19 protein-coding genes are annotated in these 21,986 nt (G+C 70.9%); 13 read left to right on the top strand and 6 right to left on the bottom strand.

Annotated features, from left to right (window positions below; all coding sequences use genetic code 11):
- Window positions 1-189: 189 nt before the first annotated feature.
- The 6 genes from ACZ4VW_RS25290 to ACZ4VW_RS25265 all read left to right on the top strand — a co-directional run bounded on the left by ACZ4VW_RS25290 (window position 190) and on the right by ACZ4VW_RS25265 (window position 9,427).
- Window positions 190-3,132: a putative bifunctional diguanylate cyclase/phosphodiesterase gene (locus ACZ4VW_RS25290; protein ID WP_467966110.1), complete on the top strand. Its 2,943-nt coding sequence runs from the start codon at window positions 190-192 to the stop codon at window positions 3,130-3,132.
- 220 nt (window positions 3,133-3,352) lie between these two features.
- Window positions 3,353-5,230 carry an acetolactate synthase large subunit gene (locus tag ACZ4VW_RS25285; RefSeq protein WP_467966108.1) on the top strand — a complete coding sequence of 626 codons (1,878 nt, stop codon included), beginning with the start codon at window positions 3,353-3,355 and terminating at the stop codon, window positions 5,228-5,230.
- Window positions 5,231-5,282: 52 nt separating this feature from the next.
- Complete coding sequence (gene ilvN, locus ACZ4VW_RS25280) at window positions 5,283-5,807, top strand: acetolactate synthase small subunit (protein WP_019889675.1); 525 nt, start codon at window positions 5,283-5,285, stop codon at window positions 5,805-5,807.
- A 119-nt stretch (window positions 5,808-5,926) separates the two neighbouring features.
- Window positions 5,927-6,928 (top strand): ketol-acid reductoisomerase, encoded by a 1,002-nt coding sequence (gene ilvC / locus ACZ4VW_RS25275; RefSeq protein WP_467966106.1) that lies wholly within the window; start codon window positions 5,927-5,929, stop codon window positions 6,926-6,928.
- 238 nt (window positions 6,929-7,166) lie between these two features.
- Window positions 7,167-8,756: a phosphoglycerate dehydrogenase gene (gene serA / locus ACZ4VW_RS25270; protein WP_467966104.1), complete on the top strand. Its 1,590-nt coding sequence runs from the start codon at window positions 7,167-7,169 to the stop codon at window positions 8,754-8,756.
- Window positions 8,757-8,845: 89 nt separating this feature from the next.
- Window positions 8,846-9,427 (top strand): TetR/AcrR family transcriptional regulator, encoded by a 582-nt coding sequence (locus ACZ4VW_RS25265; protein WP_467966102.1) that lies wholly within the window; start codon window positions 8,846-8,848, stop codon window positions 9,425-9,427.
- A 195-nt stretch (window positions 9,428-9,622) separates the two neighbouring features.
- Here ACZ4VW_RS25265 and ACZ4VW_RS25260 read toward each other — a convergent pair whose 3' ends face one another.
- Window positions 9,623-10,735, bottom strand: coding sequence for a PucR family transcriptional regulator (locus ACZ4VW_RS25260; protein WP_467966100.1), 1,113 nt, complete (start codon window positions 10,733-10,735; stop codon window positions 9,623-9,625).
- 184 nt (window positions 10,736-10,919) lie between these two features.
- On the opposite strand from ACZ4VW_RS25260, the gene ACZ4VW_RS25255 reads away from it, so the two are divergent.
- Window positions 10,920-11,846 (top strand): proline dehydrogenase family protein, encoded by a 927-nt coding sequence (locus ACZ4VW_RS25255; protein WP_467966098.1) that lies wholly within the window; start codon window positions 10,920-10,922, stop codon window positions 11,844-11,846.
- A 30-nt stretch (window positions 11,847-11,876) separates the two neighbouring features.
- Entirely contained in the window at window positions 11,877-13,508 is a 1,632-nt protein-coding gene (gene pruA, locus ACZ4VW_RS25250; RefSeq protein WP_467966096.1) for an L-glutamate gamma-semialdehyde dehydrogenase, read from the top strand.
- Between the two features lie 219 nt (window positions 13,509-13,727).
- Here the strand turns inward: pruA and ACZ4VW_RS25245 are convergent, their stop codons facing one another.
- Together ACZ4VW_RS25245 and ACZ4VW_RS25240 are read right to left on the bottom strand one after the other, a co-directional pair.
- Window positions 13,728-14,129 (bottom strand): hypothetical protein, encoded by a 402-nt coding sequence (locus ACZ4VW_RS25245; RefSeq protein ID WP_467966094.1) that lies wholly within the window; start codon window positions 14,127-14,129, stop codon window positions 13,728-13,730.
- 36 nt (window positions 14,130-14,165) lie between these two features.
- A complete protein-coding gene (locus ACZ4VW_RS25240) occupies window positions 14,166-15,056 on the bottom strand; it encodes an alpha/beta fold hydrolase (protein WP_467966092.1) in 891 nt (296 codons plus the stop codon).
- Between the two features lie 111 nt (window positions 15,057-15,167).
- Here ACZ4VW_RS25240 and ACZ4VW_RS25235 point away from each other — a divergent pair, with 111 nt between their 5' ends.
- Complete coding sequence (locus ACZ4VW_RS25235) at window positions 15,168-15,707, top strand: GNAT family N-acetyltransferase (RefSeq protein ID WP_467966090.1); 540 nt, start codon at window positions 15,168-15,170, stop codon at window positions 15,705-15,707.
- Between the two features lies 1 nt (window position 15,708).
- Here ACZ4VW_RS25235 and ACZ4VW_RS25230 read toward each other — a convergent pair whose 3' ends face one another.
- The 3 genes from ACZ4VW_RS25230 to ACZ4VW_RS25220 are packed head-to-tail and all read right to left on the bottom strand — an operon-like array spanning window position 15,709 to window position 17,793.
- Window positions 15,709-16,413, bottom strand: coding sequence for a hypothetical protein (locus ACZ4VW_RS25230; protein ID WP_467966088.1), 705 nt, complete (start codon window positions 16,411-16,413; stop codon window positions 15,709-15,711).
- Complete coding sequence (locus tag ACZ4VW_RS25225) at window positions 16,410-16,751, bottom strand: PadR family transcriptional regulator (RefSeq protein WP_467966086.1); 342 nt, start codon at window positions 16,749-16,751, stop codon at window positions 16,410-16,412. Before ACZ4VW_RS25225 ends, ACZ4VW_RS25230 begins: the two co-directional genes overlap by 4 nt.
- Before the next feature lie 49 nt (window positions 16,752-16,800).
- A complete protein-coding gene (locus tag ACZ4VW_RS25220) occupies window positions 16,801-17,793 on the bottom strand; it encodes a zinc-binding dehydrogenase (protein WP_467966141.1) in 993 nt (330 codons plus the stop codon).
- 175 nt (window positions 17,794-17,968) lie between these two features.
- On the opposite strand from ACZ4VW_RS25220, the gene ACZ4VW_RS25215 reads away from it, so the two are divergent.
- The 4 genes from ACZ4VW_RS25215 (at window position 17,969) to ACZ4VW_RS25200 (ending at window position 21,962) form a co-directional block, all read left to right on the top strand.
- Entirely contained in the window at window positions 17,969-18,904 is a 936-nt protein-coding gene (locus tag ACZ4VW_RS25215; protein ID WP_467966084.1) for a LysR family transcriptional regulator, read from the top strand.
- 140 nt (window positions 18,905-19,044) lie between these two features.
- Window positions 19,045-19,179 carry a hypothetical protein gene (locus tag ACZ4VW_RS25210; RefSeq protein WP_467966082.1) on the top strand — a complete coding sequence of 45 codons (135 nt, stop codon included), beginning with the start codon at window positions 19,045-19,047 and terminating at the stop codon, window positions 19,177-19,179.
- Between the two features lie 391 nt (window positions 19,180-19,570).
- Window positions 19,571-20,611 carry a 3-isopropylmalate dehydrogenase gene (locus tag ACZ4VW_RS25205; RefSeq protein WP_467966080.1) on the top strand — a complete coding sequence of 347 codons (1,041 nt, stop codon included), beginning with the start codon at window positions 19,571-19,573 and terminating at the stop codon, window positions 20,609-20,611.
- Window positions 20,612-20,855: 244 nt separating this feature from the next.
- On the top strand, window positions 20,856-21,962 hold the full coding sequence (locus ACZ4VW_RS25200; RefSeq protein WP_467966078.1) for a branched-chain amino acid aminotransferase: 1,107 nt from the start codon (window positions 20,856-20,858) through the stop codon (window positions 21,960-21,962).
- Window positions 21,963-21,986 lie beyond the last annotated feature (24 nt).

Raw genomic sequence — 21,986 nt, 5'->3', positions numbered from 1 at the left:
GGCCGCGTCGAGCACGAGATGGCGCTGGGGAGCAACGTGACGGGTCATCAGTTTCCGAGGGGGGCGACGGGTGGAGTACGACCGACGAACCGGCGATCCGACGCGGCGGGGCCACCGGCGACGACCCTCGCGCGCCCCGTTCCGGCACAGGAGGCGCCCGAGGCCGCCGGCGCGCGCAGGGGAGCCCCGGTGACCGCCCCCGGAGCGCTCATCGGCCGCGACCCGGTCACCCCCGGTCCCGTACCGGGCGGCACCACATCGACCGCCACCGCACCGGCCGGCACCACGGCCCCCGTCCCGACGGCGGGCGGCGTCCCGCCGAAGGGCGCGGGTGACGGCGCCGGAGGCGCTCGCGGCCCGGACCCGACACGGTCCGACGGCGCTCCGGTCCTCGCCCAGGTCCTCCTCGGGCTGATCTGCGCGGCCTACGCCACAGGAGCCGCCCTGGGCTGGGGATCCGAGCGACTGGCGCTCGTCATGGGCGATTTCGGCCTGAGCGCGGCCGCCCTCGCCGCCGGCGTCTCCTGCTTCCTCTACGCCCGCCTCGGCGAGAGCCGCTTCCGGCCCGCCTGGATGCTCTTCGCCTTCTCCTCCACCATGGCCGCCGCCGGAAACGGCGTCTGGGGGTGGTACGAGGTCGTGCTCGGCCGGGACGTGCCCAGCCCCTCCGTCGCCGATCTCTTCTTCCTGCTCTTCGCCCCACCCGCCATCGTCGGCCTGCTCGTCCTCGCCAAGAAGCCCGTCACCCGGGCCGGCTGGGTCTGTCTCGGGCTCGACGCCTGGCTCATCGGTGGCTCGCTGCTCACCCTCTCCTGGAGCCTCGCCCTCGCGCACACCACGCACTTCGAGGCCGAGAGCGTCGCCCAGGCCGCCCTCTCCCTGGCGTACCCGCTGCTCGACATCGTCCTCGTCAGCATGGTCCTGGCCCTGCACTTCCGCCGCTCGCACGCGAACCGCTCGGCGACGAACACCGCCATCGCCGCCCTCGCCCTCACCGTGCTGTGCGACGCCCTGTTCACCTCCCCGCTGCTGCGGGAGAACTACACCTCCGGACAGCTCCTGGACGCCGGCTGGTTCGCCGGATCACTGCTCCTGGCGTACGCCCCCTGGGGGGTGCGCCGGGGTCCCGAGGGCATCTCCTCCCCACGGGGCCAGCGCCTCCCGAGCCGCCCCGTGGCCGGCTCGCTGGCCGCGCTCACGCCGTATCTCGCGGCGGCCGTCTGCACCCTCGGCATTCTGTACAACGTCATCGAGGGGCGCAGGGTGGACCGCGTGGTCGTCTTCACCGGCTGCACGGTCGTCCTCGCCCTTGTCGTACGGCAGGGCATCATGCTCCTCGACAACATCGCCCTCACCCACGAACTGGCCCAGAAGGAGAACCACTTCAGGTCCCTGGTGCAGGGCTCCAGCGATGTCATCATGATCGCCGCACCCACCGGCATACTCCGCTACGTGAGCCCGGCCGCCTCCGGTGTCTACGGACGCGACGCCGAGGATCTCATCGGCCAGGAACTGGCCTCCCTCATCCATCCCGAGGACCTCGGGGGCGTCGTCCACGAAGTGCGCCGGTTCCTGGCCGCCTCCCCCGCGGAGGAGCCGACGACCCGGATCGAGTGCCGCTTCCGCTCCGGCCGCGGCGACTGGCTCAACGTCGAGTCCACCGTCAACCGCCATCAGGGCGGCCTGATCTTCAACAGCCGGGACGTCACCGAACGGGTCCGCCTCCAGGAGCAGCTGCAGCACAACGCCGAGCACGACCCGCTCACCGACCTGCCCAACCGGGCGCTGTTCACCCAGCGCGTCCGCAACGCCCTGACCGGCCGGCGCTCCTCCGACCCCGGCACGGCCGTGCTCTTCATCGACCTCGACGGCTTCAAGGGGGTCAACGACCGGCTCGGCCACCAGGCGGGCGACGAGCTCCTCGTCCAGGCCGCCCGCCGCCTCCAGGACTCCGTACGGGCCGGGGACACCGCCGCCCGCCTCGGTGGCGACGAGTTCGCCGCGCTCATCCTCGGCGACGGCTCCCAGGACGGATCGGCACGCGAGCGCCAGGTCCACGAGATCGCCGACCGGCTGCGCCTCACGCTCTCCCAGCCGTACCGCGTCGAGGGCGGGAACGAGGTGCGGGTCGCCGCCTCCATCGGCGTCGCCTTCGCCGAGCCCGGCATCGGCGTGGGGGACCTGCTGCGCAACGCCGACCTGGCCATGTACCGGGCCAAGGCCGCCGGCAAGGACCGCGTCGAGATGTACGCCCCGCAGATGCAGGCCGAGGTCGTCCGCAGGACGGAGCTGGCGACGCGGCTGCGCACCGCCCTCGACGACGGGGAGTTCGCGCTCCTCCACCAGCCGGTGGTGGACCTGGCCACCGGCCGCATCACCGCCGTCGCCGCCCAGGCCCGCTGGCGCTCCGCCCAGGGCATCCTCTTCACCCCGGCCGAGTTCCTGCGGGTCGCGGACGACAGCGAGCGCGTCGCCGCGCTCGGCCGCTGGCTCCTCGAACAGGCCGTGGAGCAGGCCGCCGAACGGGCGAGTCTCGGCCACCGCACACCGGTCTCCATCCGGCTCTCCGCCCGCAGGCTCCTCGACCGCTCCCTGCCGCTCGGCTCCGTCGAGGCGCTGCTGACCCGCCACGGGCTGCCCTCGGGGTCCCTGATGATCGAGCTCGCCGACAGCGACCCCCGGGTCTCCTTCGACGACCTGGAGCAGCGCCTGGTCGCCCTGCGCCGCCTCGGCGTACGGATCGCCCTGGACGGCTTCGGCAGCGGCCACGCGGCCATCGACGCGCTGCGGCGCCTCCCCGTCGACGTACTGAAACTGGACAGAGGTCTGGTCGAGGGCGTGGTCGAGTCCGCCAGGCTGCGCAAGATCACCAGCGGGCTGCTCCGTATCGCCCGCGACCTCGGGCTGCAGTCCGTGGCCGACGGCGTGGACGTCCCCGAGCAGGTGCTCGCCCTGCGTGCCATGGGCTGCACCCACGGCCAGGGCATGGCCTTCTCCGGCCCGCTCGACGAGTACCGGCTGCGCCGCGCGCTCGTCCGGGACGAGTACCCGATCCCCGGCGCGGTGGCGGTTCCCGCCGGAAACCGTCCCCCGATCCGCTCAAATAATGAGACGCCTGTCCCACCCACTTGACACTGATAGTGCGTCGGGGGGAGGGTCAGTGCCATGCGCACCCGAATTCTCGTACTTGGAAAGCGCGTCGGCTGAAGCAGGGCCATGAAGGCCCGGCTTGAACGCTCCCGACGCGCTCCCCTCGCTTGCCTCCCGGCACGAGGGGTTTTTTGTTGCACCGGCTCATCCTGAAGTCGTACCAAACCCTCGCAAAAACCTCTGCCTCGAGAAGAGAATGCTGATGACCGAGCAGGCCACCGGGCACCATCCGCAGCCGCGGGCCCGTAGCGGCGGACAGTCCGCCACCACCGTCGAGCACGTCACGGGTGCGCAGTCCCTCATCCGTTCTCTCGAGGAAGTGGGGGCCGACACCGTCTTCGGTATTCCGGGCGGCGCCATCCTCCCCGCGTACGACCCGATGATGGACTCCACGAAGGTCCGCCACATCCTGGTCCGCCACGAGCAGGGCGCGGGCCACGCCGCCACCGGCTACGCCCAGGCCACCGGCAAGGTCGGCGTCTGCATGGCGACCTCCGGGCCCGGCGCCACGAACCTGGTCACCCCGATCGCCGACGCCCACATGGACTCCGTCCCGCTGGTCGCGATCACCGGCCAGGTCGCCTCGAAGGCCATCGGCACGGACGCCTTCCAGGAGGCGGACATCTGCGGCATCACGATGCCGATCACCAAGCACAACTTCCTGGTCACCAAGGCCGAGGACATCCCGCGGACGATCGCCGAGGCCTTCCACATCGCCTCCACCGGCCGCCCCGGCCCGGTCCTGGTCGACATCGCCAAGGACGCCCTGCAGGCGAAGACCACCTTCAGCTGGCCGCCGCAGACCGACCTGCCCGGCTACCGCCCGGTGACCAAGCCGCACGCCAAGCAGATCCGCGAGGCCGCCAAGCTCATCACCGCGGCCAAGCGCCCCGTCCTGTACGTCGGCGGCGGCGTCCTGAAGGCCGGCGCCACCGCCGAGCTGAAGGTCCTCGCCGAGCTCACCGGCGCCCCCGTCACCACCACCCTGATGGCGCTGGGCGCGTTCCCCGACAGCCACCCGCTGCACGTGGGAATGCCGGGCATGCACGGTGCGGTCACCGCCGTCACCGCGCTGCAGAAGGCCGACCTGATCGTCGCCCTCGGAGCCCGCTTCGACGACCGCGTCACCGGCAAGCTGGACAGCTTCGCCCCCTTCGCCAAGATCGTCCACGCCGACATCGACCCGGCCGAGATCGGCAAGAACCGTGCCGCCGACGTCCCGATCGTCGGTGACGCCCGCGAGGTCATCGCCGACCTGGTCCAGGCCGTCCAGGCCGAGTACAGCGAGGGCAACAAGGGCGACTACACCGCCTGGTGGAGCGACCTGAACCGCTGGCGCGAGACCTACCCGCTCGGCTACGACCTGCCGGAGGACGGCAGCCTCTCGCCGCAGCAGGTCATCCAGCGCATCGGCCAGCTCGCCCCCGCCGACACCATCTACGCGGCCGGCGTCGGCCAGCACCAGATGTGGGCCGCCCACTTCATCGACTACGAGAAGCCGGCCACCTGGCTGAACTCCGGCGGCGCCGGAACGATGGGCTACGCGGTCCCGGCCGCCATGGGCGCCAAGGCCGGCATGCCGGACCGCCCGGTCTGGGCGATCGACGGCGACGGCTGCTTCCAGATGACGAACCAGGAGCTCGTCACCTGCGCGCTCAACAACATCCCGATCAAGGTCGCCATCATCAACAACGGCGCCCTCGGGATGGTCCGCCAGTGGCAGACCCTCTTCTACAACCAGCGCTACTCCAGCACGGTCCTGCACGCCGAGGAGACCGGCCACGGCGCCGCCGGCTCGCAGGTCGGCGCGAGCACGGCGCCCCGCAAGGGCACCCGCGTCCCCGACTTCGTCAAGCTCTCCGAGGCCATGGGCTGTGTCGCCCTGCGCTGCGAGGACCCGGCCGACCTGGACAAGGTCATCGCCGAGGCCAACGCCATCAACGACCGCCCGGTCGTGATCGACTTCATCGTCCACGAGGACGCCCAGGTCTGGCCCATGGTCGCCGCCGGCACCTCCAACGACGAGGTCATGGCCGCCCGGGGCGTCCGCCCCGACTTCGGCGACAACGAAGACGACTGAGACCGAGAGCCGTAAGGACCGTAAGGACCTGAAGGAAAAGGGAACGACGCACATGTCCAAGCACACGCTCTCCGTCCTGGTGGAGAACACCCCCGGCATCCTGGCCCGGATCGCCGCCCTGTTCTCCCGCCGCGGCTTCAACATCGACTCGCTCGCCGTCGGTGTCACCGAGCACCCCGACATCTCCCGCATCACGATCGTGGTCAATGTCGAGGACCTGCCGCTGGAGCAGGTGACCAAGCAGCTCAACAAGCTCGTCAACGTCCTGAAGATCGTCGAGCTCGAGCCCAGCGCGGCGATCCAGCGCGAGCTCGTCCTGGTGAAGGTCCGCGCCGACAACGAGACCCGCTCCCAGATCGTCGAGATCGTCCAGCTGTTCCGCGCCAAGACCGTGGACGTCTCGCCCGAGGCGGTCACCATCGAAGCCACCGGTTCGAGTGACAAGCTCGACGCGATGCTCAAGATGCTGGAGCAGTTCGGCATCAAGGAGCTCGTGCAGTCCGGCACGATCGCCATAGGGCGTGGTGCCCGGTCCATCACGGACCGGTCCCTGCGGGCCCTCGACCGCAGCGCCTGACGCCGAGCACGCGTGACCGCCGGTCCGACCCGGCGGTCCGCCTGGCGAGACCCGAAGACTTCCCTCCCGCTCCCCGCCGTACGGTGGGACGCAACACCAGCACATCAAGGAGATTCCCAGTGGCCGAGCTGTTCTACGACGACGACGCCGACCTGTCCATCATCCAGGGCCGCAAGGTCGCGGTGATCGGTTACGGCAGCCAGGGCCACGCCCACGCGCTGTCGCTCCGTGACTCGGGTGTCGACGTCCGCGTCGGTCTGCACGAGGGCTCCAAGTCCAAGGCCAAGGCCGAGGAGCAGGGCCTGCGCGTGGTGACGCCCGCCGAGGCCGCCGCCGAGGCCGACGTCATCATGATCCTCATCCCTGACCCGATCCAGGCCAAGGTCTACGAGGAGTCCATCGCCCCGAACCTGAAGGACGGCAAGGCGCTCTTCTTCGCGCACGGCTTCAACGTCCGCTTCGGGTTCATCAAGCCCCCGGCCGGCGTCGACGTCGCGCTCGTCGCCCCCAAGGGCCCCGGCCACCTGGTCCGCCGCCAGTACGAGGAGGGCCGCGGCGTCCCCGCGATCGCCGCCGTCGAGCAGGACGCGACCGGCAACGCCTTCGCCCTGGCGCTCTCGTACGCCAAGGCCATCGGCGGCACCCGCGCCGGCGTCATCAAGACCACCTTCACCGAGGAGACCGAGACCGACCTGTTCGGTGAGCAGGCCGTCCTCTGCGGTGGCGCGTCCGCGCTGGTGAAGGCGGGCTTCGAGACCCTGGTCGAGGCCGGCTACCAGCCGGAGATCGCCTACTTCGAGTGCCTGCACGAGCTGAAGCTGATCGTCGACCTCATGTACGAGGGCGGCCTGGAGAAGATGCGCTGGTCGGTCTCCGAGACCGCCGAGTGGGGCGACTACGTCACCGGCCCGCGGATCATCACCGACGCCACCAAGGCCGAGATGAAGAAGGTCCTCACGGAGATCCAGGACGGCACCTTCGCCCAGAACTGGATGGACGAGTACCACGGCGGTCTGAAGAAGTACAACGAGTACAAGACCCAGGACGAGAAGCACCTCCTGGAGACCACCGGCAAGGAGCTGCGCAAGCTCATGAGCTGGGTGAACGACGAGGAGGCGTAAGCCTCCCGGCGGGGGGCCGGACACGCTGTCCGGCCCCCCGCCCCATCGTTGGACAGGCCGTCCAACCACGGACGGGTGATCCTTCCAACGAGGCGCATGAACTGCGCCGACGCACCACTACACTGCTCAACAACATTCGCGTTCAGGCCCACAGCGTCGTGCGCTTTCACGCGGCAAGCCCCCTCCACCGCCTGCGGCCGTCGGGACGGCCGTCCGCACTGGATCTGTGAGGACTCACGTGAGCTCGAAACCCGTCGTACTCATCGCTGAAGAGCTGTCGCCCGCCACCGTCGACGCCCTGGGCCCGGACTTCGAGATCCGGCACTGCAACGGTGCGGATCGCGCCGAACTGCTCCCCGCCATCGCCGATGTGGACGCGATCCTGGTCCGCTCCGCGACCAAGGTCGACGCCGAGGCCATCGCCGCCGCCACCAAGCTCCGGGTCGTCGCCCGCGCCGGTGTCGGTCTGGACAACGTCGACGTCTCCGCCGCCACCAAGGCCGGCGTGATGGTCGTCAACGCCCCGACCTCCAACATCGTCACCGCCGCCGAGCTGGCCTGCGGTCTGCTCGTCGCCACCGCGCGCAACATCCCGCAGGCCAACACCGCGCTGAAGAACGGCGAGTGGAAGCGCTCGAAGTACACCGGCGTCGAGCTCAGCGAGAAGACCCTCGGCGTCGTCGGCCTCGGCCGCATCGGTGTCCTGGTCGCCCAGCGGATGTCCGCGTTCGGCATGAAGATCGTCGCGTACGACCCCTACGTGCAGCCGGCCCGCGCCGCCCAGATGGGGGTGAAGCTGCTGGCCCTGGACGAGCTCCTGGAGGTCGCCGACTTCATCACCGTCCACCTGCCGAAGACCCCCGAGACCCTCGGTCTCATCGGCGACGAGGCGCTGCACAAGGTCAAGCCGAGCGTACGGATCGTCAACGCCGCGCGCGGCGGGATCGTCGACGAGGCGGCGCTGTTCTCCGCCCTCAAGGAGGGCCGGGTCGCCGGCGCCGGGCTCGACGTGTACGCGAAGGAGCCCTGCACGGACTCCCCGCTCTTCGAGCTCGACCAGGTCGTCTGCACCCCGCACCTCGGCGCGTCCACGGACGAGGCCCAGGAGAAGGCCGGCATCGCGGTCGCCCGCTCCGTGCGCCTCGCGCTCGCCGGTGAGCTCGTCCCGGACGCGGTCAACGTCCAGGGCGGTGTCATCGCCGAGGACGTCAAGCCGGGTCTGCCGCTCGCCGAGAAGCTCGGCCGGATCTTCACCGCGCTGGCGGGCGAGGTCGCGGCGCGTCTCGACGTCGAGGTGTACGGCGAGATCACCCAGCACGACGTGAAGGTGCTCGAACTCTCCGCCCTCAAGGGTGTGTTCGAGGACGTGGTCGACGAGACCGTGTCGTACGTCAACGCCCCGCTGTTCGCGCAGGAGCGCGGTGTCGAGGTCCGTCTGACGACGAGCTCGGAGTCGCCCGACCACCGCAACGTGGTCACCGTGCGCGGCACGCTCTCGAGCGGCGAGGAGGTCGCGGTCTCCGGCACGCTGGCCGGCCCCAAGCACCTCCAGAAGATCGTCGCGGTCGGTGACTACGACGTGGACGTCGCGCTCGCCGACCACATGGTCGTGCTGCGCTACGAGGACCGTCCGGGCGTCGTCGGCACGGTCGGCCGGATCCTCGGCGAGGCCGGTCTGAACATCGCGGGCATGCAGGTGGCCCGTGCCGAGGAGGGTGGCGAGGCGCTCGTCGTCCTCACCGTGGACGACACCGTCCCGGCGACGGTGCTCGCGGAGATCGCGGCGGAGATCGGCGCGACGTCGGCCCGTTCGGTCAACCTGGTCTGACGCAGGCCGGTCCGACCGGCTCATCGCCCGTACCCGGCCGCTAGACAATCGTCTTACACGGTTGTCTAGCGGCCGGGTACAGTGCTGTCATGGGACATCGGGAAGATCTGCTCGAAGGCGCCAAGCGCTGCCTCCTGGACAAGGGCTACGCCCGCACGACCGCCCGCGACATCGTCGCCGCCTCGGGCACCAACCTCGCCTCCATCGGCTACCACTACGGCTCCAAGGAGGCCCTGCTCCAGCAGGCGTTCCTCGGTCTCACGGAAGAGTGGGGCAACGAGGTGGGCCCGGCGGGCAGCGGCGAGGACAGGAAGGTCCTCCCCGCCGACCCGTACGAGCGCTTCCACACGGTGTGGGAGCAGGTCATCGCGGCCGCGGACGCCAGTCGCCCGGTCTGGAAGCTCCAGACGGAGGTCGTCACCCGCCTCGACGACGACGAGAAGCTCCGCGAAGCCATCAAGGAACCCCAGCGCGAGGGCCGGCTGGGCATGGCCGAGGTGTTCCTGGGCATCGACCCGGAGGCGGACCCGGAGAAGGCCCGGGTGGCGGGACTGCTCTGCCAGGCGCTCGCCACGGGCGTGATGATCCAGTGGATGGTCGACCCCGAGACGGCTCCGACGGCGGACGACCTGACCGAGGGGCTGAAGGTCCTGATGGGGGAGCGGGGCTGAGGGGCGAGTGGGGCTGAGGGGCGAGCGGGATCGAGGGGCGAGCGGGACCGGCAGGTCGGTCGGCGCGCTCGGCGCCAGCCGGCGCGTACAGCCGGTGCTCGATCTCCGTCGGCGGGAGCCAACCGCCCGTCATCGCCCCCGTGTTCATGATCCGATCCCACGGAGCCCGTCGCCGTGCCCCGTGGTAGCCCCTGACTACAGCCTGGCCGACTTCAGGGACATGTGGAGCAGCAGACGGTCCTCGCCGTCGTCCAGGTCCAGGCCCGTGAGCTGTTCGACCCGGGACAGCCGGTAGTAGAGGGTCTGGCGGTGGACGCCGAGGGCGGCCGCCGTGCGGCCCGCCTGGCCGGCGTTGTCGAGGAACACCTCGGCGGTGCGCGCCAGCTCGGCGTGGGCGGGGGCGAGCAGCGGTGCGACGGCGGGGTCGATCTCGGGGTGGTAGAGCGCCGCGAGGAGCCGGTACGGGCCGATCCCGGCCCACTCCGCGACCGGGCCGAGCTTCGGCTGCGCCGTGGCCGCCCGGGCCGCCGTGCTCGCTTCGCGCCAGGCCGCCGGGAGCTCCGCGAGACCGCGACGGGGGGTCGCGACACCGGCGGGGGAGCCGGCGCGCAGCCGGTCCGCCGCCGCGTGGGCGGGGGCGAGGTCCTCGGGCGAGCGCAGCCGTACGAGGACCGCGAGGGACCCGCTGTCGGGGAGCACGGCGACCGCCGCCGCGCTCGCGACCGTGCGGGCCGAGGGGGCCTCGCCGCGCCAGGGGGTGACGCAGACGACGGTGTGCAGGCCGTCCGCGCCGGGGCCCAGGGCCGTGCGCAGCGCCGCGAGGGCCATGTCGCTCTGCCAGCCGCGCTCGGCGGTCAGTACGGCGGTGAACGCGCGGGAGAGGTCGGCGTCCGCCCGCTCCTCGTCCGCGAGGAGATCGCCGATCCGGGCCGCCACCTCCATCGCCGCCGCCAGCTGGGCGGCCGAGGGCCCCGGCTCGGCGTCGAGCAGCCAGACGTATCCGAGGACGATGCCCCGATGCCGTACGGGAAGGCAGATGCGGTCCCGGAGCACTCCGGCGTCCGGTGCGGCCGGGATGCGGACCGGGCCCGTCGCCCGGGTGATCCCGAAGCCCTCGAACCAAGCGCGGACGGCCGGCGTCGACTTCCGCGTCAGGATCGAGCGGGTGCGCACCGGATCCATCGCGCTGTCGTCCTCGCTGTCGTGGGCCCCGAAGGCGATCAGCCCGAAATCCCGGTTCTCCAGCGTCGCCGGGGCGCCGAGCAGCGCCGAGATCTCGTCCACCAGCTCTTGGTAATCGTCCTTCACAGCGTCATTCTCGCACCCCCTTCATACATATGTCTGAGATGCCGACCACGGATGCGTGACAGCTGTCGATGGCACAGGATCGGAGCGATCCTTAGGTTTCACGGTGGTTCTCCGTGCTGTTCCCGGTTCCTTACGAAAAACCGGGTATGGCACTCTTCGTCACCCTGTCCTTCTGGAGGTCCCCGTGCTGGGTCCCGTGATCCTCGCCGCGTCGCGCAGCGACAAGATGCGCCGCTTCGTGTCGGCCGCCCCTGGGACCAAGCAGGTCGTCGACCGGTTCATCGCCGGCGAGACGGTCGAGCACGTCATCCCGATCGTCCGGGACATCACCGGCCGCGGCCTGGAGGTCACCCTCGACGTCGTCGGCGAGGACATCACCACCGTCGAGCAGTCCTACGCCGCCCGTGACGCCTACCTGGAGCTGATCGGCCGCCTCGAGGAGCTGGGCCTGGGCGCCCGCGCCGAGATGTCGGTCAAGCTGTCCATGTTCGGCCAGGCGCTGGAGGAGGGGCACGAGCTGGCCCTCGCCAACGTCCGCCCGGTCGTCGCGGCCGCCGCCGAGATCGGCACCACCGTCACCCTGGACGCCGAGGACCACACCACCCTCGACTCGATGTTCGCCATCCACGAGGAGCTGCGGAAGGACTTCCCGCAGACCGGCTGCGTCATCCAGGCGTACCTCTTCCGCACCGAGGAGGACGCCCGCCGCCTCGCCGCGAACGGCTCCCGCGTCCGGATCGTGAAGGGCGCCTACAAGGAGCCCGCCTCCGTCGCGCTCCAGGACAAGGCCGAGATCGACAAGGCCTACGTCCGGATCATGAAGATCCTGATGGAGGGCGAGGGCTACCCGATGATCGGCTCCCACGACCCGCGACTCATCTCCATCGGACAGGAGCTCGCCCGCCGTGCGGGGCGCAAGCTGGACGAGTACGAGTTCCAGATGCTGTACGGCATCCGCAGCGAGGAGCAGAACCGGCTGGCCGCCGAAGGCCACCGGATGCGCGTCTACACCGCCTACGGCACCGACTGGTACGGCTACTTCATGCGCCGCCTCGCGGAGAAGCCGGCCAACCTCCTCTTCTTCGCCCGCTCCATCCTCACCAAGGGCTGAGCCCACCTCTCACAAGGAGTTACGAGACTCATGGACGCTGTGACCCAGGTCCCCGCTCCGGTCAACGAGCCGGTGCACAGCTACGCCCCCGGTTCCGCCGAGCGCACCCGTCTGGAGGCCAAGCTCAAGGAGCTGGCCGAGAACCCGCGCGACCTCCCGATGACCATCGGTGGCGTGAAGCGCATGGGCGGCGGCGAGCGTGTCGACGTCGTGCAGCCGCACAACCACAAGGCCGTCATCGGCACCTTCGCCGGCGCCACGCAGCAGGACGCCCAGGACGCCATCGACGCCGCCCTGGCCGCCGCCCCCGCCTGGCGCGCGATGTCCTTCGACGACCGTGCGGCGATCATCCTGCGCGCCGCCGAGCTGCTGGCCGGCCCGTGGCGCGAGACGCTGGCCGCCTCCACGATGCTCGGCCAGTCCAAGACCGCCCAGCAGGCCGAGATCGACACCCCCTGCGAGCTCGTCGACTTCTGGCGCTTCAACGTGGCCTACGCGCGCCAGATCCTGGCCGAGCAGCCGCCGGCGAACTCCCCGGGCGTGTGGAACCGACTGGACCACCGCCCGCTGGAGGGCTTCGTCTACGCGATCACGCCGTTCAACTTCACGGCCATCGCGGGCAACCTGCCCACCGCCCCCGCCCTCATGGGCAACGTGGTGATCTGGAAGCCGTCCCCGACGCAGACCCACTCCGCCGTGCTCCTCATGGAGCTCCTGGAGGAGGCCGGCCTGCCGAAGGGCGTCATCAACCTGGTGACGGGCGACGGCATCGCCGTCTCCGAGGTGGCCCTGAACCACCCCGACCTCGCCGGCATCCACTTCACCGGCTCCACCAAGACCTTCCAGCACCTGTGGAAGACGGTCGGCAACAACATCGAGAAGTACCGCTCGTACCCGCGGATCGTCGGCGAGACCGGTGGCAAGGACTTCGTCGTCGCCCACCCGAGCGCCGACCGCGCCGTCCTGAAGACCGCGCTCACCCGTGGCTCCTTCGAGTTCCAGGGCCAGAAGTGCTCCGCGTCCTCGCGCGCGTACATCCCGGCCTCGATCTGGAACTCCGGCTTCAAGGAGGAGTTCGCGACCGAGGTCGACGGCATCAGGATGGGCGACGTCACCGACCTGACGAACTTCATCGGCGCCGTGATCGACGAGCGTTCCTTCGCCAAGAACAAGGCCGCGATCGACCGTGCGAAGGCCGACCCGAGCTGTACGGTCATCGCCGGCGGCACGTACGACGACTCGGAGGGCTACTTCGTCCGCCCGACCGTCATCGAGTGCTCCGACCCCTCGAACGAGGTCTTCACGACCGAGTACTTCGGCCCGATCCTCGCGGTCCACGTCTACGAGGACGACCGGTACGACGAGATGCTGACCCAGATGGAGTCCGTCTCGGACTACGCGCTGACCGGCTCGGTGATCTCGGGCGACCGCGCCGCCACGGCGTACACGATGGAGAAGCTCCGCTACGCGGCGGGCAACTTCTACATCAACGACAAGTCGACCGGCGCCGTCGTCGGCCAGCAGCCCTTCGGCGGCGGCCGCGCGTCCGGCACGAACGACAAGGCCGGCGCGCCGCAGAACCTGATGCGCTGGACGCTGACCCGCGCGATCAAGGAGACCCTGGTCCCGCCGACCGAGTACGGCTACCCCCACATGGGCTGACCCCCCCGCCTCCCCGAGGCCCCCGACACCGCCCCCCTCCTAGGTCCCCCAACCGAGGACGGGGGCGGTTCTCATGCGCTGCCGCCGGTCACCAGGCGCGCAGATAGACCCGGGTGCGATCGGCGTCCAGCTTCTGGAGGTAGATCTCGATCCACTCGATGTGCTTGCGCCGCGTGTCCTCCACACAGGGAGGGCAGACGCCGGCCCACCGGAGGTCGGTCAGCGCTCCTGGTTCCGGCAGCCCGAGGTGGCGAAGTCGGGATACTGGAAGGAGACCCCGGAACCGCTGAGTGCGGCCTTCTCACCGCCGAGCCGGCCGAGCAGCATCTTCACCTGGCCTGCCCAGGTCTCCTCGACGGTCTTCAGGGCGGACGCCGTCCGCCAGCCCGCGAACTCCGTCTTCGCGGCCGTGGTCGACGCGTCCGCGTGGTCCCCGGCCGTCCTCGTGTCCGGTTCCAGGATGTCGTGGATGGCCTTGGCCGCCGCCTTCTTCTCGGCCGGCGCGGTCTTCAGATCGGGCGCGCCCGTGCCCCCGGCACTCCCGCCGCCTCCGTCGAGCTGATTGAGGCGCACGCTCGTCGTATCGGTCTTGATCCGCGACCACTCGTCGTCGAACGCCATGTCCACCCCCGTTGATCGGCGCAGTCCGTTTTCACCCTACACAGCGCGACCGACAGCGCGTTCGAGGAAATCGGCGATGAGCCCGGCGATCGTCGGCGCGTGTGTCTCCAGGGCGAAGTGACCCGTCGGAAGCAGGTGGATCTCCGCGTCGGGGAGGTCCCGGCCGAACGCCTTCGCGCCCGCCGGGACGAACACCTCGTCGCCCTCGCCCCAGACCGCGAGCAGGGGAACGCGGCTGGTGCGGAAGTACTCCTGGAACGCCGGGTACAGCGCGAAGTTGGAGCCGTAGTCGGCGATCAGGCCGAGCTGGATCTCGTCCTGGCCCTCGCGGGCCATCAGGGCCGCGTCGTGGTGCCAGGCGTCCGGGCTGAGGAGGTCGCGGAACTCGGCGGGGACGCCCGTCTCGTACTGCCACCGGATGCCGTCGAGGGAGCGGATCGCGCGGACCGGCTCCTCGGTCTCGGGGGTGCGGTCGGCGATCAGGGCGAGGACCGGGGCCCAGGCGTCGGCCCCGAGGCCCTCCTCGTACGCGTTGCCGTTCTGGGTGACGATCGCCGTGACGCGCTCGGGGTGGGCGAGCGCGAGGCGGAGGCCGATGGGGGCGCCGTAGTCCTGGATGTAGAGCGCGAAACGGTCGAGACCCAGCGCCTCGGTGAACTCGGCCGTCAGGGACGCCAGTTCGGCGAAGGTGTAGTCGAACTCCGCGGCCGAGGGCGCGGCGCTGCGGCCGAAGCCGAGGTGGTCCGGGGCGATCAGCCGGTAGTCGTCCGCGAGGAGCGGGATCAGGTCGCGGAACATGTGCGAGCTGGTGGGGAAGCCGTGCAGCAGAAGCAGGACGGGCGCGTCGGCGGGGCCGGCCTCGCGGTAGAAGATCTCGTGGCCCCGGACGGTGATCGTGCGGTGGTGGACCTGCTGCACAGAAGACATGTCTAACCCCTCAAGACGCCTTGACTGGTGATAGACGGCAGTCAAGCAGCGGTCGCCTAACCTGTCAATAAGCGTTTGAGGGTTAGGTAGGGGAGAGGGGAGACTGAAGGCATGACCGTGACGACCGCAGCCACCCACCAAGTCGGGGACGAACGCCTGCGCGCGACCCGGCGGATGCTCGACGCCGCGTTCGACGGCGCGTTCGCGGACGAGGACTGGGACCACGCCCTCGGCGGCATCCACGCCTGGATCGAGGACGAGCACGGCATCGCCGCCCACGGCAGCGTCATCATGCGGCGGGTGCTCCACGACGGCCGCTCGCACCGCGTCGGATACGTCGAAGGCGTCGCCGTCCGCGCCGACCGGCGGCGCCAAGGGCTCGCGGGGCTCGTCATGACCGAGCTGGAGCGGGTGATCGACGGGGCGTACGCCTTCGGCGCCCTGTCCGCGTCGGACGAGGGGGCCGCCCTCTACCGCTCGCGCGGCTGGGAGCCATGGCAGGGGCGGATCGAGGCGCTGAGCCCCGGCGGGATCCTGCACCTGCCCGAGGAGGAGGGCTCGACCTACCTCCGGCCGGCGCCAGGCCGGCCGCTGCCCGACCCCGCCGCCGCGCCGCTCGTCTTCGACTGGCGCGACGGCGACGTCCTCTGACTCACCGCCGACGGCCCTTCGCCGTCTCCAGCTTCGCCGTGACCAGGGCCGACGCCGCACCGCTCACGCCCATGAGGGCGATGGCGTATCCCGGCAGTCCGAGGGTCAGATAGGCCGCGCCCACGACAAGCGCCCAGACACCGAGCAGCGCCTTGCCCCGGCGGCTCAGGAACAGCCACTTCGCGGGAGTCTCCGGCAGCGTGTCCAGCGCGCCCGCCGGGCCCGCGCTCGCCGCCTTCGGGCGCTTGAAGTACCCGTACACCAGCCACTCACCGCAGAACTCCCACCCCTCCGGCGAAAGTTCGGCGAGCACCTGCTCGCGCCTGCGGCCCCTGATCACCTCGCGCCGGTACTCCCAGCGGAGCGCCACGCCCGGCGCGCGGCGGCAGACGAACCGGCCGAGGGAGTCCAAGGACTCCACCTCCCAGCCCTGGTCGCCGTGGACCGCCAGCATCCGCCGGTCGTTGAAGAGGTCCGCCGTCCACGTCCAGCTCTGCGCCTCGTCGGCGGGCTCGCCCGGTGCCGGCGCGAGGCCGCCGAGCTGCGCCGCGAAGGAGGCGGCCGAACCGAACTCCTCCTCCGCCCCCGTCCCGGTCTCCGCGAGATGCGCGCGCAGATCCGCCACGGTCGAGGCGATCTGCTCCTCCGTCACGCCCGCGGTGCGCAGCGCCGCGGCCAGCTCCTCGAAGTAGGTGTCCGTCGTCATGGTCTCGTTCCCCCTGGATGCAGCATGGTCTGTACGGCCCCGTGGAAGTCGCTCCACGCCCCGCTCTCGGCCGCGAGGTGCTCGCGGCCCCGCTCGGTGAGCCGGTAGTACCGGCGCCCCGGTCCGCGCTCGGCCGCGCGGAACTCGGCCTCCACCAGGCCCGCTTCCTCCAGCCGGTTCAGTACGGGATAGAGCGTTCCGCCCTTGATCTCACCGAGCCCCGCCCGGTCGAGCGCCTTGGCGATCTCGTACCCGTAACTCTCGCCGTCGGTCAGGCAGGAGAGGACGAGCAGGTCGAGAACTCCCTTGAGCCAGCTGGATCTGCGGTCTGCGGCCATGCCCGCATTCCATCACTACCTAGGTAGGAATGCAATCTAGCTAGCCTGACTAGCTGGTTCGGGCCACCAGCATCTTCCCGATGTTCTCCCCGCGCAGCATCCCCAGGAAGGCGTCCACGATGTGCTCGAAACCGTCGACGACCGTGACGTCCAGCGGCAGCCGTCCGCTCCGCAGATGGGGCACGGCGAAGTCGTACAACTCCGCCTGCGCGTCCGCGTGATGGCTGACCAGGAACCCTTCGAGCCGGATGCTCTTCTCCACCAGGTCGAAGAGGTTGCGCGGCGCGGGCGGGGGAGCGGAGAGCGAGTGGTACTGCGCGACGGCGCCGACCCAGGCGATCCGCCCGAACGGGCGCAGTGCGGCGATCGACGCCTCCAGGTGGTCCCCGCCCACCCCGTCGAGCACGGCGTCCAGGCCGTCCGGTGCCGCCTTCGCGAGCAGCTCGGAGACCGGCCCGTCGTGGTAGTCGAAGGCGGCGTCGAAGCCGACCCGTTCGGTGAGGTACGCGATCTTCCGCGCCGAGCCCGCGCTGCCGACGAGACGGCCGGCACCCAGGAGGCGGGCGAAGCGGCCGGCCGCCGTGCCGACCCCGCCGGCCGCGGCCGAGACGAAGAGGTCCTCGCCCGGCTGGAGCCGCGCGATCCGGGTCAGGCCGACGTACGCCGACAGGCCCGTGCCGCCGAGCACGCTCAGGTGCGCGGCGAGGGGAACGCCGTCGAAGTCCGGGACGGGGCGCACCTCGTCCGGGCCGACGACGGAGTGGGTGCGCCAGCCCTTGCGGTGCTGGACCAGGTCGCCGGGGGAGAGCTCGGGGGTGCGGGAGTCCACGACCCGGCCCAGGGTGCGGCCCTCCATGGGGGAGTTCAGGGTCCAGAGGAAGTCACCGTCCATCGCCTCGCGGTGGTACGGGTCCACGGACCACAGCAGGTTCTCGACGAGTGCGGTGCCGGGCGCCGGGTCCGGGACCGGGGACTCGACGAAGGCGAAGTGGGCGGGGGTGGGGAAGCCGTCGGGGCGGGCCGTCTGCTGGACCGTGATCATCGTGGTGCACGGCGGGGTTGCGGGCGGCGTGGTGGCGGGCGGCGTGGTGGCGTGTGCGAGGAGCTCGTGCGTCATGAGGGAGACCGTAGGAAGGAAGACGCGAGGCGGGCAGTAGGTTGCTTCGATGGATCGCGCCGATCCATCGATATCGCTCATAACCCGAGGTGAGAGCCGCATGACCGACCTTGCGCCGCACGAACTGCGCGTCCTGCTCGCCGTCGGCAGCGAGCGTGGCTTCTCCGCCGCGGCCATGGCGCTCGGCATGACGCAGTCCGCCGTGTCCCACTCCGTGCGGACCAGCGAGCGCAAGCTGGGCGCCGTCCTCTTCGAGCGACGGCGGACGGGGGCCACGCCCACCGCCGCCGGGGAGAGGGCGCTGTCGCACGCGCGGCGCGTGCTGCGGCTGCTGGAGGTGATGGGGGCGGAGGTGCGGGGGGCCGGGGGGACCGGCGAGGCCGCCGGGCCGCTGCGGATCGCGGCCTTCCGCAGCGCCGCCCTGCACCTGCTGCCACGCGCCCTGGAGCGGCTGGCCGCCCGCCATCCGGAGATCGTCCCGGAGGTGCGGATCGTACGGGAGGTCGGACGCGGGACCGCGGGCGAGGTGCTGGACGGGCGGGCCGACCTCGGCATCGCCACCATCGGGACGACCTCGCCCGTACCGCCGCAGCTCGTCGGAGGCGTGCTCGTCGAGGAGGGATACGCGCTGGTGCACCCGGCCGGGCACCCGGCGCCGCGCTCGCTGCCGCTCGTGGACTGGACGGAGAACTGCACCTCGTACACCCGGGAGTGGTGGGCGGAGCAGGACTGGCTGCCGGCGGCGACCGTCGAGGCGGAGGACGACGGAGCGGTGCTCTCGATGGTGAGCAGTGGTTTCGGGATGGCCGTGATGCCGGAACTCTCCCTCGTCGGAGCACCGCCCTCGGTCCAGATCACCGATCTCGGTCCTGCCCGTCCCACGCGCTCCGTCGGCTATGTCACCACCCCTGAGCTGGCCACTTCCCTCGCCGTGCGGGCACTCATCCGCGAACTGCGCGCGGGTGTGAGCCGGCCGCCGTCTCAGATAGTAGGAAGTCCGAGTAATTGTGGAGACAGATGCGACGGCCTGTCCTAGCTTTGTAGAAGCCGAACGTCCCGCTTCATCAAGCGAACGGCGGTCGAGAGCGTGACGCCCTGTGCAGGCAACCCCTGCGGCGGCGCTCCCCGCCCCTTCCGGCGCCTTCGATCACGCTGATCTCAAGGAGTCGATCCCTCATGGCCGCTCAGACCGCCCGTCGCGTCCGCCACTCCGTCACCCGCCCCAGCAGCGACGACGCTCGCAAGAACGCCGCCGCCGCCCTCCAGCGCGCCCTCGACCGCCGCGACAACGGCGGCTCCACGGGCCACTAGGTCCTGGGGGCCTGTCCTGGCCTTCCGCCCGATGGGGCACTGAGCCCCCGGCGTCCGTCTGATCAGGCGACTGAGCCCGTGGCCGTCCGCCTGCTGGGGTCACTGGCCCCCGGGCTGGCCGCCTGATGGTCACCGAGCCCCCGAGCCGTCGCCTGATCCCGACGTGCCTGACGTGCCTGACGTGCCCGACGCGGCCGACGCGCTCGCCGCTCTCGGCGAGCGCGGAGACCTTCGGCGCGGACGCCGGCCCGCCGAGCATCCGGCGGCGCGTCCACTCGCCCGTCACTCACAGCCCCCCGCCGAGCCCGGCGTGCGGGAAGTTCGCGAATCCAAGCCGTCCGCATGGTGGACAATGCGTGTCAAGCGCTGGGACGGGGAGTAGGGTGCCGACATGTCTCACAGCATCGATCTCGCAGTCATTCCCGGCGACGGCATCGGCCAGGAGGTCGTGGCCGAGGGCCTCAAGGTTCTCGCTGCCGCGCTCCCGCAGGACGTGAAGCTGGAGACGAAGGAGTACGACTTCGGCGCCAAGCGCTACCACGCCACCGGTGAGACCCTCACCGACGCGGACGTCGAGGCCCTCAAGCGGCACGACGCCATCCTGCTCGGCGCGATCGGCGACCCGTCGGTCCCCTCGGGCGTGCTGGAGCGCGGCTTCCTGCTGAAGCTCCGCTTCCTCTTCGACCACCACGTCAACCTGCGTCCGTCGAAGCTGCTCCCCGGCGTGTCGACCCCGCTCAAGGGCCAGCCCGAGATCGACTTCATCGTGGTTCGTGAGGGCACCGAGGGCCCGTACACCGGCAACGGCGGCTCGATCCGTACCGGCACCCCGCACGAGGTCGCCACCGAGGTCTCCGTCAACACGGCGTTCGGCGTCGAGCGCGTCGTCCGCGACGCCTTCGCCCGCGCCCAGGCCCGCCCGCGCAAGAAGCTGACGCTGGTCCACAAGAACAACGTCCTGGCGTACGCGGGTCACCTCTGGACCAACATCTTCAACAAGGTGGCCGAGGAGTTCCCCGAGGTCACCACCGACTACCTGCACGTGGACGCGGCGACGATCTTCCTCGTCACGCAGCCCGAGCGGTTCGACGTGATCGTCACCGACAACCTCTTCGGTGACATCATCACCGACCTCGCCGCGGCCGTTTCCGGCGGCATCGGTGTCGCCGCCTCCGGCAACATCAACCCGAGTGGCGAGTTCCCGTCCATGTTCGAGCCCGTCCACGGTTCCGCGCCGGACATCGCGGGCCAGGGCAAGGCCGACCCGACGGCCACCGTTCTCTCCGTCGCGCTCCTGCTGCGCCACCTCGGCCACGAGACCGAGGCGGCCCGCGTCGAGGCCGCCGTCGCCGCCGATCTGACCGAGCGCGGCGACTCCGTCCGGACGACGGCCGAGATCGGCGACGCGCTCGCGGTACGCGTAGCGAGCTGACCCGCCGACTGACGTCACACACAGCCGCCGGGTCGCACCAGACACCCGGCGGCTGTACCTATGCGGTCGTGGGGTGCCACCATCAACTCATGGATCGCATGCACGCCGTTTCCGTGCACCGTCCCCCACGGGCGATAATCGAACGTGGGGCCGCGGCATGCGGGAAAGCTCGGACGTCCTAGCAGAGCACTGATAGCGGCGTGAGCGCGGTCCGTCACACACAACCGGTGAAGGACTAGCACTCATGACGACGCCCACGATCGAGCTCAAGCCCTCCTCCAGCCCGCTGTCCGACGCGGAGCGCGAGGCGATCCTGGCCAACCCGGGATTCGGCCGCCACTTCACCGACCACATGGTGACCATCCGGTGGACCGAGGGCCGCGGCTGGCACGACGGCCAGCTCGTGCCGTACGGCCCGCTCTCCCTCGACCCGGCCACGAACGTCCTGCACTACGCGCAGGAGATCTTCGAGGGCCTCAAGGCGTACCGCCGTCCCGACGGCTCCGTCGCCACCTTCCGCCCCGACGCCAACGCCCGGCGCTTCCAGGCATCCGCGCACCGGCTGGCCATGCCCGAGCTGCCCGTCGAGACGTTCATCGAGGCATGCGACGTCCTCGTCCAGCAGGACAAGGCATGGGTTCCGGCGCACGGAGGCGAGGACTCCCTCTACCTGCGTCCGTTCATGATCGCGACCGAGGTCGGCCTGGGCGTGCGCCCGGCGAACGAGTACCTCTTCGTCGTCATCGCCTCGCCCGCCGGGCCGTACTTCCCCGGCGGTGTGAAGCCCGTCTCCATCTGGCTCTCCGAGGACCGCGTCCGTGCCGTCCCCGGCGGCATGGGCGACGCCAAGACCGGCGGCAACTACGCGGCCTCCCTGCTCGCGCAGGCCGAGGCGGCGGCGCGGGGCTGCGACCAGGTCGCCTACCTCGACGCCGTGGAGCACAAGTGGGTCGAGGAGCTCGGCGGCATGAACCTGTACTTCGTGTACGGGGCCGAGGCCGGCGGGACGCCGAAGATCGTCACGCCGACGCTGACCGGCTCCCTGCTCGCCGGCATCACCCGTGACTCGCTCCTTCAGCTGGCCAGGGACCTCGGGTACGAGTCCGAGGAGGGTCGCGTCTCCATCGACCAGTGGAAGGCCGACACCGAGAACGGCACCCTCACCGAGGTCTTCGCCTGCGGCACGGCGGCGGTCATCACCCCGGTCGGCTTCGTGAAGTCGGCCCGCGGCGAGTGGCAGCAGTCGGGCGGAGAGCCGGGCGAGGTCACGATGAAGCTCCGCGAGACGCTGCTCGCCATCCAGACCGGCAAGGCCGAGGACGTCCACGGCTGGACCCACCAGCTGGGCTGACCCGCGTCTCCCGGGCGAGAAGCA

Source organism: Streptomyces sp. NPDC029139 (assembly GCF_055564335.1).
This window is presented reverse-complemented; position numbering and strand designations above follow the sequence as displayed.